Annotated in this window: 14 protein-coding genes; 11 read left to right on the top strand and 3 right to left on the bottom strand. The window is 71.1% G+C overall.

Annotated features, from left to right (window positions below):
* Positions 1-9: 9 nt before the first annotated feature.
* Positions 10-1590 carry an MFS transporter gene (locus D7223_RS00350; RefSeq protein ID WP_120723585.1) on the bottom strand — a complete coding sequence of 527 codons (1581 nt, stop codon included), beginning with the start codon at positions 1588-1590 and terminating at the stop codon, positions 10-12.
* A gap of 193 nt (positions 1591-1783) precedes the next feature.
* Here D7223_RS00350 and D7223_RS00345 point away from each other — a divergent pair, with 193 nt between their 5' ends.
* The 5 genes from D7223_RS00345 (at position 1784) to D7223_RS00325 (ending at position 6569) form a co-directional block, all read left to right on the top strand.
* Positions 1784-2131 (top strand): ArsR/SmtB family transcription factor, encoded by a 348-nt coding sequence (locus tag D7223_RS00345; protein ID WP_120723583.1) that lies wholly within the window; start codon positions 1784-1786, stop codon positions 2129-2131.
* Positions 2132-2154: 23 nt separating this feature from the next.
* The gene (locus D7223_RS00340; protein ID WP_158610801.1) at positions 2155-2691 is read left to right on the top strand and encodes a signal peptidase II; all 537 of its coding nucleotides are present in this window, start codon (positions 2155-2157) and stop codon (positions 2689-2691) included.
* Positions 2681-3892, top strand: a complete 1212-nt coding sequence (locus D7223_RS00335) for a sodium:proton exchanger (RefSeq protein ID WP_120723579.1) — start codon at positions 2681-2683, stop codon at positions 3890-3892. The genes D7223_RS00340 and D7223_RS00335 overlap by 11 nt, the downstream gene beginning before the upstream one ends.
* A 98-nt stretch (positions 3893-3990) precedes the next feature.
* Entirely contained in the window at positions 3991-5961 is a 1971-nt protein-coding gene (locus D7223_RS00330) for a heavy metal translocating P-type ATPase (protein WP_120723576.1), read from the top strand.
* Positions 5958-6569, top strand: coding sequence for a cation efflux transmembrane domain-containing protein (locus D7223_RS00325; protein WP_120723574.1), 612 nt, complete (start codon positions 5958-5960; stop codon positions 6567-6569). Before D7223_RS00330 ends, D7223_RS00325 begins: the two co-directional genes overlap by 4 nt.
* A gap of 241 nt (positions 6570-6810) precedes the next feature.
* Here D7223_RS00325 and D7223_RS00320 read toward each other — a convergent pair whose 3' ends face one another.
* Positions 6811-8169, bottom strand: a complete 1359-nt coding sequence (locus tag D7223_RS00320; protein ID WP_120723572.1) for a phenylacetate--CoA ligase family protein — start codon at positions 8167-8169, stop codon at positions 6811-6813.
* A 553-nt stretch (positions 8170-8722) separates the two neighbouring features.
* Between D7223_RS00320 and D7223_RS00315 the strand changes: the two genes are divergently transcribed.
* From D7223_RS00315 to D7223_RS00290, 6 genes are all read left to right on the top strand, one after another.
* Complete coding sequence (locus tag D7223_RS00315) at positions 8723-8992, top strand: metal-sensitive transcriptional regulator (protein ID WP_120723570.1); 270 nt, start codon at positions 8723-8725, stop codon at positions 8990-8992.
* A gap of 129 nt (positions 8993-9121) precedes the next feature.
* Positions 9122-10522, top strand: coding sequence for an MBL fold metallo-hydrolase (locus D7223_RS00310; protein ID WP_120723568.1), 1401 nt, complete (start codon positions 9122-9124; stop codon positions 10520-10522).
* 125 nt (positions 10523-10647) lie between these two features.
* Positions 10648-11244, top strand: a complete 597-nt coding sequence (locus tag D7223_RS00305) for a rhodanese-like domain-containing protein (RefSeq protein ID WP_120723566.1) — start codon at positions 10648-10650, stop codon at positions 11242-11244.
* An 8-nt stretch (positions 11245-11252) separates the two neighbouring features.
* Positions 11253-12122: a sulfite exporter TauE/SafE family protein gene (locus tag D7223_RS00300; protein WP_120725529.1), complete on the top strand. Its 870-nt coding sequence runs from the start codon at positions 11253-11255 to the stop codon at positions 12120-12122.
* Between the two features lie 318 nt (positions 12123-12440).
* Positions 12441-12809 carry a BlaI/MecI/CopY family transcriptional regulator gene (locus D7223_RS00295; RefSeq protein ID WP_238161382.1) on the top strand — a complete coding sequence of 123 codons (369 nt, stop codon included), beginning with the start codon at positions 12441-12443 and terminating at the stop codon, positions 12807-12809.
* Between the two features lie 5 nt (positions 12810-12814).
* On the top strand, positions 12815-13777 hold the full coding sequence (locus tag D7223_RS00290; protein ID WP_120723564.1) for a M56 family metallopeptidase: 963 nt from the start codon (positions 12815-12817) through the stop codon (positions 13775-13777).
* Between the two features lie 121 nt (positions 13778-13898).
* Here D7223_RS00290 and D7223_RS00285 read toward each other — a convergent pair whose 3' ends face one another.
* Positions 13899-14534, bottom strand: coding sequence for a DUF305 domain-containing protein (locus D7223_RS00285; protein WP_120723562.1), 636 nt, complete (start codon positions 14532-14534; stop codon positions 13899-13901).
* Between the last annotated feature and the right edge of the window lie 10 nt (positions 14535-14544).

Below are 14544 nucleotides of genomic sequence, written 5' to 3'. Positions count from 1 at the left end.
CTAGGCGTCTTACCCAATCGGGGTGGTGGTTTCGCCTGCCGGGGTCGCCGTGCCGCCGGGTGCGACGAGCGGCTGGTCGGCGTGTTCGGGTGTGGTGTCCTCGGCCGAGTGGGGCCGGCCGGGGAGCAGCGCCGCGGTGAGGAGAGCGCTGAGGACCGCGATGGCGGCGGTGGTGTACAGGACGATGGTCATGCCGTGCAGGTAGGCGCTCTGTGCGCTGGCGGCCAGGGCGGGCTCGCCGAGGCGGGCGGCGGCGGCGAGGGCCGCGGCGAGGGATTCGCAAGCCGCGTCGGCGGCCGGCGCGGGCAGGCCGGTCACGTCCACGCGATCGGTGTAGCCCTTGGCGAGGAGGCTGCCCAGCAGCGCGACGCCCAGCGCGCCGCCGACCTGGCGCAGGGTCATCGTGATGGCGGTGCCGGCGCCGGCCCGTTCGGGTGGTAGAGCGCCGAGCACGGCGTCCATGGCCGGTGACAGCGCCAGGCCGATGCCCAGGCCGACGGCGGCCATCCAGCCGGCGATGAACCCGTAGCCGGTGTCGACGTCGGTGGTGGCGCCGAGCGCGAGTCCGCCGGCGAGGATGAGCAGCCCGGCGGTGACCGGGATCCGGTAGCGGGTGCGGGCGGCGAGACGTTCCCCGGCGGGGGCGCCGACGACGAGGCCGCCGATCAGCGGTAGCAGCCGCAGGCCCGTGCCGAACGCGTCGTGCCCTTTCACCAACTGCAGGTATTGGGGCATGACGAACAGCATGCCGAGCAGGCCGAAGGTGACCAGCACGCCAGCGACGCTGGCCCACAGGAACTGGGCGCGACCGAACAGCCGCAGTTCGATCATGGGCTCGGCGGTGCGCAACTCGAACGTGACGAAGGCGGCGAGCAGCACCGCGGCGACCGCGAGGGCGCCGAGTACCAGGGGGTCGCTCCAGCCGCGGCCGGGTGCTTCGATGATGCCGTAGACCAAGGCGACCAGCCCGGCGGTGGACAGCAGCGCGCCGGGCAGGTCGGGTCGCGCGGGGTGCGGGTCGCGGTTCTCCGGCATGAGGACAGCGATGGCGAGGATCGCGATGGCGGCCATGGGCAGGTTGATCAGGAAGATCGAGCCCCACCAGAAGTTTTCCAGGAGGTAGCCGCCGATCAGCGGGCCGAGCGGGATGCCCAGGCCAGTGCCCAGCACGACCAGGGCGACGGCTTTGCCCCGCTCCGCCGGTGGGAACAGGGCCGGGAGGACGGCGAACGCGACGGGCATGATCATCGCCCCACCGAGGCCCATCACGGCGCGGGCGGCGATGAGCACCTCGACAGAGGTGGTCCAGGTCGCCGCTGCAGAGGCGGCGGCGAACAGGGCCAGGCCGACGATGAGCAGGCGTTTGCGGCCATACCGGTCGCCCAGGGCGCCGCAGGTCAGGATCAGGCCGGCCAACACGAGGATGTAGGCGTTGACGATCCATTGCAGCGCGGAGGTGCCGGCGGACAGGTCGCCGGCCATGGTGGGCAGGGCCACGTTGAGGATGGTGATGTCGAAGCCGAGGGTGAGCGCGGCGAGCACGAGCGCCGCGAGGGCACCCCACCGCCGTGGGTTTGCCGGGTGCGTCACGGGGGTCTCCCTACCTGCACCGCCCGGCGACCATCGCCTAGGCGAACCAGACCATCCGGAGTCGTGCACGGTTCGGCCTACAGTGCGCTGCACCGCATGACACCCTGCTGGTGTGGAACGGCCACAGCATCGCCGGATCCGGATGTGATCGGGATCAAGCGATCCCGCCTGAGGCGTACGTTATCATCGCCACATGGCGATTACGCAAGATGCGGCGCGTGAGGCTCTAACCCCGGCAGCCGCGCTCTTCCGCGGGCTGGCAGATCCGACCCGGTTGGCGATCCTGCGCCGGCTCGCGGTCGGGGAGGCGCGGGTGGTGGACCTGGTCAAGGAGCTGGGCTGGGCGCAGTCCACGGTGTCGGCGCACCTGAGTTGCCTGCGCGAGTGCGGGCTGGTGGATTTCCGGGCGGTGGGTCGGCAGTCGTTCTACTTCCTGACCCGCATGGAGCTGATGGACCTACTCGCTGCCGCCGAGAACCTCCTCGAGGTCACCGGTGAGCGGGTAGCGTTGTGCCCGAGCTACGGCGAGGCTGACCAGTGAACGCCCCGCACACCCCCGCCAGCGTGGGCGCTACACAGCGTCGGCGCTGGTGGTTGGCGGGCGCGGCCCTGCTCGCTCTCGCCATCGACGTGGCGTCGAAGAGCGCCGCGGCGGCGTGGCTGCCCGGCCGACCGGTGGAGCTGCTCGGTGGCCTGCACCTGCGGCTGACTCGCAACCCGGGAGCGGCGTTCTCCATCGGCACCGACTTCACACCGGTATTCACGATCGTCGCGGTCGCGGTCATCGCCGGCATCGTGTGGTACGCCCGCAACGTCACCCACCGCGGCTGGGCTGCCGCCCTCGGTCTGATCGCCGGTGGCGCCGCCGGGAACCTGGTCGACCGGCTGTTCCGCGCACCCAGCGTGGGCCACGGCCACGTGGTTGACTTCCTCTACCTGGACTGGTGGCCCACGTTCAACCTCGCCGACAGCTTTCTGATCTGCGGCGTCGCCGTAGCGGTGCTGCTGAGCATGCGCAACGTGCCGATCACGGCCGCCCCGTCCACGGAAGGCGACGCGGTCCACCTCGCCGACATCACGGGCGGCCGCGATGGGCGCTGAGATCGAAACCACCGTCACCGGCCGGGGCGCCGGGGCTCGTATCGCCCTCGCGGTGGCGGTCGCCGCCCCGGCGGTGATCATTCGGCTGGCCGGGGTGGAGTTGGCGCCGGTGGCGGCGGTGGCCGTTTTCGGCGCCGCCGTGCTCGCCTCGGTGGCGCTGCTGATGTGGGCCTCGGAGGCCGCCCGGGTGGACATCTCCGGCAGCCTCGCGCTGGCCATCCTGGCGCTGGTGGCGATCCTGCCCGAGTATGCGGTGGACATCTACTTCGCCTACACCGCGGGGCACCAGCCCGAGTACGCCGCCTACGCCACGGCGAACATGACCGGCGCGAACCGCCTGCTGATCGGCGTGGCCTGGCCGCTGCTGGTCATCTTCGCCATCTACGCGGTACGCCGCCGCGGCGTCCGCGGCGAACGCAACGCCGTGACCTTGCAGTCACACCGCCGCACCGAGATCGTGTTCCTCGCCATCGCCACCATCTACGCCCTGGTCATCCCGCTGACCGGCCGGCTGGCCTGGTACGACTCGCTGGTGCTCGGCGGACTGTTCGCCGCCTACCTGTGGCGGATCCGCGGAAAGGAGGAAGGCGAGGAAGAACTCGCCGGAGTGGCCGCCACCGTCGCCGCTCAGCCGGCCGGCCGCCGGCGTGGCCTGGTCGCCGCCCTATTTATCGCCGCCGGGGCGATCATCCTGGCCGCCGCGGAACCCTTCGGTGGCGCCCTCGTTGGCGCGGGCGCCGACCTGGGCATCGACGAGTTTCTGCTCGTGCAGTGGCTGGCCCCGGTCGCCTCCGAAGCCCCGGAGGTCATCGTCGCGATCACGTTCGCGCTGCGTGGGCGCGCCGACGACGGGATGGGTGCGCTGCTGGCCGCGAAGCTGAACCAGTGGACTCTGCTGATCGCGTGCCTGCCGGTCGCGTTCTACCTCGGCGGCGGGGAGTTCGCCGGGTTGCCGCTGGACGCCCGGCAGACCGAGGAGCTGGTGCTCACCACCGCCCAGACGCTGCTCGGCGTGGCCGTCCTGACCGACCTGCGACTGACCCGCGGTGAAGCCGCCCTGCTGTTCGGCCTGTTCGCCGTGCAGTTCGTGCTGCCAGCACCGAACATCCGCTACGTCATCGCCGTCGCCTACACCGTGCTGGCCATCGTGCTGCTCATCCGGCAGCGCCGTCACGTCCCCGAGCTGATCAAGTCCCTGTAGCACCGATCGGAGAATGCACCCATGCACGCCAACCCCCCACGCCGCCCTCAGCCCGCGGCAGCGCGCAACCGTCCGGCTCCCTACCGGGCAGGTGCCCGATGAGCGACGCCTGCGGCTGCGGCGACGACAAGCCCAGCACCGACGAAGCCGAGGAGCGCGAGCCCGAGCGGATCTGGGAGGTCTCCGAACTGCGCGCCGCCGCCGTGGCCGGCGTCCTGCTGCTGGCCGGACTGATCGCCGGCTGGTCCGGCGCCCCGCGACCAGTCGAGCTCACCCTGCAGGCGCTCGCGCTCGCCGTCGGCGCGTGGACGTTCGTGCCCTCCACGCTGCGCCGCCTCGCCCGCGGCAAGATCGGCGTCGGCACGCTCATGACCATCGCCGCGGTCGGCGCCGTGCTACTCGGCGAGGTCGGCGAGGCCGCGATGCTCGCGTTCCTCTACTCCATCTCCGAAGGCCTGGAGGAGTACTCCCTCGCGCGGACCCGGCGCGGTCTGCGCGCCCTGCTCGCGCTGGTGCCCGCCCAGGCCACCGTGCTGCGCGACGGCCGGGAACAGACCGTCGCCCCGGCCGATCTGCGCATCGGCGAGGTGATGTTGGTGCGGCCCGGCGAGCGGATCGCCACCGACGGCATCATCCGCGCCGGCCGCAGCGCCCTGGACGTCTCCGCCATCACCGGCGAATCCGTACCGGTCGAGGCAGACACCGGCAGCGAGGTCTACGCCGGGTCGATCAACGGCACCGGCGTACTCGAGGTGGAGGTGACCACCACCGCCGAGGACAACTCCCTGGCGCGGATCGTGCGGATCGTCGAGGCCGAACAGGCCCGCAAGGGCGCCAGCCAGCGCCTCGCCGACCGCATCGCGAAACCCCTCGTTCCCGGGGTGATGATCGCCGCCGCGTTCATCGCCGTGCTCGGCAGCCTGCTCGGCGACCCCGCCACCTGGATCGAACGGGCCCTGGTCGTCCTGGTCGCCGCCTCGCCGTGTGCGCTGGCGATCTCCGTGCCGGTCACCGTGGTCGCCGCGGTCGGCGCCGCCAGCAAGCTCGGCGTGCTCGTCAAGGGCGGCGCCGCGCTGGAAGCGTTGGGCACCATCCGCGGGGTGGCGCTAGACAAGACGGGCACCCTGACCCGCAACCGGCCCACCGTCATCGAGGTCGCCGCGACCGGCGGTGCCAGCCGCGAGCGGGTGCTGGAGCTGGCCGCCGCGCTGGAGGCGCGCAGCGAACATCCCCTGGCTCGGGCGATCCTCGCCGCCGTGGACACGCCGCGGCCGGCCGCCGACGTCGAGGCGATCACCGGCGCCGGGCTGGTCGGTGTCGTCGACGGGCGCACCGTGCGGCTGGGCCGCCCCGGCTGGCTGCACCCCGGTGAGCTCGCCGACACCGTCGAGCGCATGCAGCACGCCGGCGCCACCGCCGTGCTCATCGAGGACGACGGCCAACTCGTCGGCGCGATCGCGGTCCGTGACGAGCTGCGACCGGAGGCGGGCGAGGTGGTCGAGCGGCTTCGCCGCGGCGGCTACCAGGTGTCGATGCTCACCGGCGACAACCACGCCACCGCGACCGCCCTCGCTGCCCAGGCCGGCATCACCGACGTGCACGCCGACCTGCGCCCGGAGGACAAGGCCCGCATCGTCGAGCAGCTGCGCGCCCAGCGACCCACGGCAATGGTCGGTGACGGCGTCAACGATGCCCCGGCCCTGGCCACGGCCGACCTCGGCGTGGCCATGGGCGCCATGGGCACCGATGTGGCGATCGAAACCGCCGACGTGGCGTTGATGGGTGAGGACCTTCGCCACCTGCCCCAGGCCCTCGATCACGCCCGTCGTGCCCGCCGGATCATGCTGCAGAACGTCGGCCTGTCGCTGGCGATCATCGTCGGTCTCATGCCGCTGTCGCTGTTCGGTGTGCTTGGTCTGGCGGCGGTCGTCGCCGTCCACGAGATCGCCGAGGTCGTCATCATCGCCAACGGTGTACGGGCCGGCCGCGCCCACGCCCTACCGCCGTCGGCCACCACTCCGGTGGCGGGAGACACCGCGGCGGCGCCGGCGAAGGTCAGCGTCGGGTGACCGGCCGGGACGAGGCGCTGCGCCGGAGGGCGCAGCGCCTCGCCTGGCTCATCATCGGCTGGGACGTTATCGAGGGAGCCGTCGCGGTCACCGCCGGCCTCATCGCCGGCTCCATCGCCCTGGTCGGCTTCGGCATCGACTCCACCATCGAGGTCTTCGCCGCCGCCGTCATCGTCTGGCAGTTGCGCGGCGGGGCCCGTGCCCGCCAAGCATCGGCGCTGCGCCTCATCGCCGGCAGCTTCCTCGCCCTGTCCGGCTACGTCACCTACAAGTCCATCTCGGACCTGATCGACGGGGAGCGCCCCGATGCGTCGCTCGTCGGCATCGCCCTCAACGTTGTGGCCCTCGCTGTCATGATCCCGGTCGCCGTCGCCCAACGCCGCACCGCGAGAGCGCTGGACAACCAGGCTGTGTTCGCCCAGTCCCAGGAGACGTGGGTGTCGAACTACCTGTCGGTCAGCCTGTTGGTCGGGCTGGGGCTCAATGCCGCTCTCGGCTGGTGGTGGGCCGACCCGGTCGCCGCGCTGGTAGTCGCCGGCGTAGCCGCAAAGGCGGGCATCGACGCGTGGCGCGAATCTCGCGAATACCAGCGAGAGCAGCGGCGATGATCGAGCGTCCCGGGGGCAACACCTCCTGGGCTATCCATCCGGTGACGCGCTGCGGCACGGGGTCCTAGTCACCCCCGGTTCGACGCTGGCTTCCGGCCGTCGCGCTGGTCCGCATTCCTCGGCTGGCGCCCCGACGTGGCTGCTCCCTACCCCCGGCCACCGGGCGGTCCCGTGAAGCGCGACCTGCCCGGCCTGACTTGAGGCGCGCCATGCGGGCGCCACTAGCGTCACGGGCTGTCGATCAGCTGAGCGGGATGACGGGGCGGTACTTGCCGGCCGCGGACTGTTGTGGTCGCTCCTCAGCGCGCTCGAGCGTGACATGCCGAAGGTTGTGTTCGGTGAGGAGACCAATGAGTTGCCTCTGCGCCGCCTCCCACGCAGCCTCAGGGTCGGCGCCGGCCGCAGACTGTAGGCGGACGCGCAGGGTTGCTGGTTCGGTTTGCACGATCTGGAACAGGTCGATGTGTCGGATGCGGTCCAGCAGCGTGTCGAAGGCCAGCGGGGGGATCGTGACGTGCCCGCCATCGCCAGTGGGAAAGGTGAGCAGGTCGGCGGTGCGGCCCTGCACGCGGACCGCCGGCAGCGTGTTGCCGCAGGGACACGGGTCGGGCCGCTGCAGGACGCTGTCGCCCAGGTCGTAGCGCAGGATGGGCTGCACCCTGTTGGCCAGGTTGCTGATCAGCACGGTGTGCGACCGCTCGCCCGGCGAAGTGGGCCGGCCGTCGGCGTCGACGGGCTCGCAGATGACCCAGTCGCTGTTGATGTGCAGCCAGCCGTGCTCGCAGCTGTAGCTGAGGAACGGGCATTCCGTGGCGGCATAGCTGTGCCGGACCTTGGTGTGCAGCGCCTGGGCGATCCGGTCGTACTCCCGCAGTGGAAGTCCTTCGGCCGAGAGCACCACGAGCACCGGGTTGATGTGCAGGCGGCCGACGTCCTGCTCGCCGGCCAGCAGCGCGCCGATGCTGGCGTAGGGGGCGAGGACGAGCGGGCGGAAACGGTTCAGTCTCGCCACCATCTCTGGCAGGGGCGTCCCCACCGGGATGACCGCGACCCTGTCGCCGCGCCGACGTAGGCGGGCCGCGGCGACAGTGGAGGCGAAGTGGCCGCCCGTCGCGGTCACCATCGCCATGCGCCCGCCACCGGCGACGATCCTGATGACGTCCCTGGCGTTGAGCCAGGCGGTCATCATGCGGACGGCCAAGGCGGCGGCTACGGCGAGGCTGCGGGCGTCGACGAGGAAGATGCCCCGGGTGCCCGTGGTTCCCGAGGTCGTGGCGAGCGTGTACCTGCCCAGGAAACGCTGACCAACCAGGCCAGGGTCATCGACAAACGCGAGGCACGTTTCGAGTGTCACCTCCCGGTCGGTGGACCACTCGTCGAAGCGTGCCATCAGTTCCTGCTTGCTGCTCACGGGTAGCAGCGTGGGATCTTCGACCCGCGCCGGGAGATCCCGGTAGAGGTGGCGGTAGTACGGCGAACCGGCACGCGCGACGGCCACGATCTCGGCGAGGCGGTCCCGTTGCCGCCACTGCACTGCATCCGGTCCCTGCCGCCTGGCTCTGCGGGTGTCGCGCAGCAGCCCGACCATGCCCCTACCCATCCACTACTCCTTCCCTGCGGCAGGCCGCCCCATTACGTCTACGGCCTTCGCATCGGGGTGGATGGCTGCGCAGATCCCGGACAGCCGGACGAGGCGGCCGATGACTCAGGGGCCAGCCGGGGCTGTCGCCGCCAGCCGATCTTGGATCGCAGGCGACCGGCGGGTTCCACCATCGGGACGTCTCGTTGTGGTGCCACGGGGTATTGAGAAGGCGCGGTCGTTACTCGGCATTCTCCACTGGCGGGATGCTGGCCCGCGGCCGATGCGGACGGGCGTGGTCTCATCGGGTGAACCGCCTCAACCTTCACAGGCCAGTCTCTGCTCGCTGACCTTCTGGGCGTTCGAGTCTCCATTTGACGGCATTAGCGCCGGTTGTCTCGCCCTGTAGGGCGTGCTGATCACGCCGGTTGCGCCGGTGTCTCCCCCGGTGGTTGAGGCGGATGGCTGGCAATCGCATCGGTTGCGGATGCGTGGTCGACCTAACCGATGACTGTTGGGGGCTTGGTGGCGGACACGGTACCCCCGGGGGTATGTTGATTGCGGGAGGTGTCCAGTGAAGCTTCGACCCGAGATGACCAGCGAGGCGTTGACCCGGCTCAAGCGAGCGCGGGGGCAGTTGAATGCGGTCATCGAGATGATGGAGAGCGGGCAGGACTGCCGGGAGGCGCTGACCCAGCTCGCCGCCGTGTCGAAGGCGATCGACCGGGCGGGATACAAGATCATCGCCTCGGGTATGCGGCAATGCAACGCCGCCCGTGAGCGCGGCGAGGCCACGGAGATGACCGAGGAGGAGCTGGAGAAGCTCTTCCTGGCCCTCGCCTGATCCACAGCTGAGAGCGCCTGCTCAGTCGCCGGACAACGGCGACGTGAGCGGGTGAACTATGTGCCAAAACAAGGCAGAAGTCTGTTTCCTGCATACCCCTGGGGGTATGTGTGCGTGAAGGGAGAAGCAGTGGCAATCGAGGTGACCGTCATCGCGACGTCGTCGCTCGGCGACCGCAGCTACCTGGCCTCCGACGGCCAGGTGGGGATCGTGGTTGACCCGCAGCGCGACATCGATCGTGTCCTGTACCTCGCGGGTGAGAGGGGCGTGCGGATCACTCACGTGGTGGAGACACACATCCACAACGACTACGTCTCCGGCGGGCTGGAACTGGCCCGCATCACCGGCGCGCGTTACCTGGTGGCGGCGGCCGACGAGGTGGGCTTTGATCGAATGCCGGTAGCTGATGGTGACGAGGTGCCCGTCTCGGACACCCTGCGCCTGCGAGTGGTCGGCACGCCCGGGCACACGTTCCACCACCTGTCGTACGTGCTCGACGAGGCCGCTGGCAGCGGCTGGCAGCCGGTCGGCGTCTTCACCGGCGGCTCCCTGCTGTTCGGCACCACCGGCCGTACCGACCTGCTCGGCCAGCGGCACGCCCACGAGTTGGCCCACCACCAGCACGCCTCGGCGCGGCGCCTGGCCGACCTGCTGCCCGACGGGGCGCAGGTGTGGCCGACCCACGGGTTTGGCAGTTTCTGCTCCGCGAGCCAGGCCGACGCGCCCGAGTCGACCATCGGACGGGAGAAGCAGGCCAACCCCGTGATGCGGCTCGCCGCGGACGAATTCGTCACCGAGACCCTGGCCGGGCTCGACGCCTACCCGGCCTACTACGCCCACATGGGTGCGGCCAACGCCACCGGCCCTACGCCGGTCGACCTCAGCCCGGTGACCAGAGCCGACGCCGCCGAGCTGCGCGAGCGGATCGCCGCCGGCCAGTGGGTGGTCGACCTGCGACACCGCAAGGCGTACGCCGCCTCACACCTGGCCGGCACCGTCAGCCTCGGCCTCGACGGGCCGATGTCGACCTGGCTGGGCTGGCTCATCGACTGGGGGGTCCCGATCACCCTGCTCGCCGAAACCCCGGAGCAGGTCGCCGCCGCCCAGCGGGAACTGGTCCGCATCGGCATCGACCGACCCGCCGCCCAGACCACCGGCCAGCCCGAGCAGTGGGCTTCCGACCCGGACGACCTGCGCGCGCTGACCATCGCCGACTTTCCGTCACTGGCCGCCGCCAAGGCCGGGCACACACCCGACCGCCTGCCGGCACCCGACCTGGTGCTGGACGTGCGGATGACCAACGAGTGGAACGCCGGCCACATCGACGGGGCGGTGCACGTCCCACTGCCCGATCTGCCCAAGCGCTTGGCTGACGTGCCCGCGGGCGTGGTGTGGGTGCACTGCGGCTCCGGCTACCGGGCCACCGCCGCCGCGTCGCTGCTGGTCAACGCCGGCCGGCAGGTCGTGCTGATCGACGACATGTTCGACCGGGCCGCCCAGGCCGGCGTGACCATGGCACCCGCCGCCTGACCGCTGGTCGCCTCGACACCCGCTCACAACCGCTCTTTCCCACACGGTGACCGCCGCACCCTGGCCGGCCGCCTGACCGACCCTGCCCGCCCTGCGGACAGGACCCACACTGAACGAGGACAGACATGACCAACTCCCCGACCCCTGCGACGCTCGACGCGGCGACCCTGCGCGAGCTGATCGACTCCGGCCAGGCACCCCGAGTGCTGGACGTCCGCACCCCGGCCGAGTTCGAGACCGCCCACATCCCCGGCTCCTACAACGTGCCCCTGGACCTGCTCAAGGAACACCGCGCCGAACTGCGTGACCACCTCGACGAGGACGTGGTGCTGGTCTGCCGCTCCGGCGTCCGCGCCACCCAGGCCGAGCAGACTCTCGCCCAGACGGGGCTGCCTCACCTCAAGGTTCTCACCGGCGGGATCGTCGCCTGGCAGGGCGCGGGCGCGCCCGTGAACACGGGCCGGCCGCGGTGGGAACTGGAGCGGCAGGTCCGCCTCGTCGCGGGGTCGATCGTGCTGCTCAGCATCCTCGCCTCGGTCGTTGTGCCGGGCGCGAAGTGGGTGGCCGCGTTCATCGGCGCAGGGCTGACTTTCGCCGCCGTCACCAACACGTGTGCGATGGGCATGCTTCTGAGCAAGCTGCCCTACAACCGGGGGGCGAGCTGTGACATCGACACCATCGTCGGGCAGCTGCGCGGTACATCTACGGCGAGCCGGTCGTGACCGGCCTGATGCTGACCATCGCGGGAGCCGTGCTGATCGGGATCGCTCTCGGCCTGCTCGGCGGTGGCGGGTCAATCCTCGCCGTGCCGCTGCTGGTCTACGTCGCCGACCTGCCCGCCAAAGAGGCCATCGCCACCTCACTGCTGGTCGTCGGCGTGACAAGCGCCGTCGCGGTGCTGCCGCACGCCCGCGCGAACCGGGTGCGCTGGCGCACCGGGCTGATCTTCGGCGCCGCCGGGATGACCGGCGCGTACGCCGGCGGACGGCTTGCAGAGTTCATCCCCGCCGGAGTGCTGCTGACCGGGTTCGCGCTCATGATGCTAGCGACGGCTGTCGCGATGATCCGTGGCCGAAGGGACGTTGAGGGCAGGCCAGCACCTCGGGAGCTGCCGGTGGCGCGGGTCGTCGTCGACGGTGTCGTCGTCGGCCTGGTCACCGGCCTGATCGGTGCCGGCGGTGGATTCCTCGTCGTCCCCGCCCTGGCGCTGCTCGGTGGCCTGCCGATGCCGGTCGCGGTCGGCACCTCCCTGGTTGTCATCGCGATGAAATCCTTCGCTGGACTGGCTGGATATCTCTCCAGCGTCAGCGTCGACTGGGGGCTGGCCGTCGCGGTTACCGCTGCCGCCGTCGCCGGCAGCCTGGCCGGCGGACGACTCGCCGGCCTGATCCCCGCCGACGTGCTGCGCAAGGTCTTCGGCTGGTTCGTGGTGGTGATGGGCGTGTTCGTGCTCGCCCAGCAACTCCCGGCGGACCTGCGAAGCAATCCGCTGCTGTGGGCACTCGCTGCCGCAGCCACCGTCGTGGCCGTGGCGCTCGTACGGTATGGCCGGCGGCGACGGCACAGCGAGCCGCGGGTGCCGGCTGGCGCTCGGCGATGACGGCGGCGCCGGCTGAAACGCGGTGAGGGATGACTCGGCCCCGTCGAGGCGTCTCTTTGGTCGACTGCAGAGCCGCGTCTCCGCTTCCTGTGCAGTCCTCTCGGGGTGGCGGGTGCGGCCCACTCTGCTCCGGCACCCCCCGGGATCGGGTGTTGCATAAGGAGTGGCCTACGGCTGCTGATCATCGACGCGCGGGTCGGCAGGCTGGATTGGCTGACCTGCAATAGCGCCCGGGTTCCGCTGTTGTGAAACCTCCGAGGTTGGCCGGCCCCGCTTCAAACTCCTATGCTGGTTAGGTGTTCGCGATCGGAGGTGGGTGTGCGAGGGTTCGGCGACCTTGAGGCGGCGATCATGGACCGGTTGTGGGTCCGCAATGCGCCGGCGACGGTGCGGGAGCTTCATTCGGATCTGCTGCCTGATCGGGACATTGCCTACAACACGGTGTTGACGGTCGTGGACAACCTGTACAAGAAGGGGTGGCTGCGCCGCGAACGCGAAGGGCGGGCCCACCGGTACGAGCCGACCCGATCGCGAGAGGAGTACGGAGCGCTGCTGATGCGCGACGCCCTGGACGAGGCCGGCGACCCGGCGGAGGCCCTCGTGCGGTTCGTCGGTCGGATGAGCGCCGACGAGGCTGCGGCGCTGCGCCAGGCCTTGCAGGCGCACGAGCGGAGCAACGCCAAGTGACCGGAATGCACCTGCTGCTGTTCGCCATTGCCGTTTCGACGCTGGCGCCGCGGGGCCTTGCCAAGGCGGACTGGGTGTACCGGTCGCCGAGGCTGGGCATCGCCGCCTGGTATGCGGTGCTTGGCGCGGTGCTCACGGCGGCGGCCGGGGCGGTGCTGGCCGCGGTGGCGCCGTGGCAGGCCGCCACCGCCCCGGCCTGTATGGCGTGGCGGTGGTGCGTGCAGGCTGCTCGTGGCGATTTCGGCCTGCTCGGTCGGAGTGCGGCATTTGTGGTACTTCTGGCAGGGTTGGGGTTGACCGTCCGGCTGCTGTTGACTGGGGTGCGGCTGGCGCGGGCCGCGTCGGCGCGACGTCGCGCCCATGTGCGGATTCTCGCGATGGCGGGACGGACGGCGCCAGAGCTGGGCGCCACTGTTGTGGAGAACGCACAACCGGCTGCCTACGTGGTGGCCGGGCACGGCCGCCGGGTGGTGGTGACCACCGGTGCGCTGCAGCAGCTTGCCGGCGACGAGGTGGCGGCGGTGCTCGCGCACGAGCGGGCTCACGCCGCGGGCCGCCACGATCTGCTGTTGGACGGGGTGCGGCTGCTACACCACGCGTTCCCGCGTATGGCGCTGTTCGCGGTGGCACATACTCAGTTGTGCCGGCTGGTGGAGATGCGTGCCGATGAGGTGGCCATCGCCCGGCACGCCCCGATCAGCCTGGCGCGGGCCCTGGTAACGATGGCGACCGCCAACGCCATCGACCACGGCTCCCGGACGCCGGCCCTGGCTGGGGTGGTCGCGGCGACTGGCGGAGACGCCGCCGAGCGGCTGCACCGGCTGTTGACTCCACCTGCACCACTCGGCCGGGCGCAGCGGGCGGGGCTGGTGGCGGGGATCACCGTGCTGGCGCTGGCCCCGGCTGTGACGCTGCTGGCGGTCCAGGTGTTCCCGGTGCTGGGCATGTGTCCGGCGTTGCCCTCCTGACCCGACCAGGACGGCCCTCCGGACTTACTATGCGGCGGCTGCTGGTGGTAGTGGTCGCTGTGGTGGCGGCAATGCGCGCCGCGCCGGTCACGGCGCGTGCCGCCATCCCAGGGGCCGCTGCCTATGACGGCTTGGCGCCGTTGCGGGCCAGCACGGCCATGAACGCCGTGATCTCGTTCTGCTGACTGGCCTTCATCGATTCCGCCACGGAACGAACCTCGGCGCGGTCGCTGCGGCGCAGGACCTCCTCGGCCATCATGATCCCGCCGAGGTGGTGGCGGATCATCATCTGGCTGTAGAGGATGTCGAGGTCACGGCCGGTGGCGGCCCGCAGCCGGTCCAGCTCCTGCCGGCTGGCCATGCCGGGCATCCGCCCGTCGGCGGTCAGGGTGTGGCCGGGCATCCAGGCCATCGCCGGCCGGCTTCCGGTCGGCGGCAGTTGCCACTGGTCGAGCCAGTCGCGCATCGTGCCGATCTGCGCCTGTTGGGTCAACGCCACGTCCAGGCCGATGGTCTGGATCTCGGGGTCGGCCGAGCGCCGGTAGGCGATCATCGACATCTCCACGGCCTGGGCGTGGTGGGTCTGCATGTCGCGGGCGAACCCGGCCTCGGCCGACCCGTCACCGGGTCGGGAGGACGGTACGAGTAGGCCGATGGCGACGCCGACCGCGAGGGCCACCACCGCGGCGAGCCCGCCGAGCAGGTATGCACGGCGGCCGGTGCGGGCGGCGGGCCCGCCGGTGGGTGGGTCGATCATGGCGGTGGTG

The organism is Micromonospora endolithica (genome assembly GCF_003626595.1).
GTDB classification, from domain to species: Bacteria; Actinomycetota; Actinomycetes; order Mycobacteriales; family Micromonosporaceae; genus Micromonospora; species Micromonospora endolithica.
Note: the sequence above shows the minus strand (reverse complement) of the source record. Positions and strands in the feature narration are given on the sequence as shown.